The following is a 715-nucleotide window of genomic DNA, read 5'->3' on the forward strand; positions in this document are numbered from 1 at the left end:
GGATTCGGGGGGACCATCGGGGTCTGCGGGCTCTGCGGGTCCGACCGGACCGACAGGCCCTGTGGGACCGGCGGATGGTTGCCGATACGCGCCCCGGGCCTTCGAGTTCCGGCAGGGTGAGTGGGGCGACCACGAACGCCTCGTCGCGGAACTGCCGGGACCCGTCGACATCCTGATCAACAACGCGGCGGTCGGCTCGAAGACCGTCGAGCAGTACGTCCCCGGGCCCGGCCACGCGCAGGACGCCGCGTTCCTCCAGATCAACGCCGTGGGACCGCTCTGGCTCAGCGAACAACTGCTGCCGGGCATGCGGGCGCGCGGCCGGGGGACGATCGTCAACGTCGCCAGTGTCGGCGGGGGCGTCGCGCAGTTCCCGGGTTTCCGGATCGCGGACGGCATGAGCAAGGCGGCCCTCGCGTATCTCACCCGCCATCTCGCCGCGGAACTGGTCCACGACCCCGTCGACGTCGTCGCGATCTGCCCCGGCGCCGTCGACACCCCCATGTTCGAGGCCAGCACCCTCGCGGGCCTCACCCCGTCCCGCCGTACCGCCCTCGAATCCGCCCTGCCCGGCGGCCGGTTGATCCACCCCGACGAAATAGCGGAACTGGTGTGGTGGCTGGCCGGCCCGGGCGCCGGGTTGCTGCACGGCGCGGTGATCGACGCGTCGATGGGGTTGGGGGTACGGCCGGGGTTGCTCGGTGGGGTGGTGGAG

1 protein-coding gene is annotated in these 715 nt (G+C 72.2%); it reads left to right on the plus strand.

Annotated elements, in window-relative coordinates:
* Positions 1-61: 61 nt before the first annotated feature.
* Positions 62-715, plus strand: a 654-nt coding sequence (locus JHN63_RS51700) for an SDR family oxidoreductase (protein WP_200692031.1), incomplete at its 3' end; no start/stop codon positions are given.

It is taken from the genome of Streptomyces sp. MBT65 (assembly GCF_016612545.1).
In the GTDB taxonomy this organism is placed as follows: domain Bacteria; phylum Actinomycetota; class Actinomycetes; order Streptomycetales; family Streptomycetaceae; genus Streptomyces.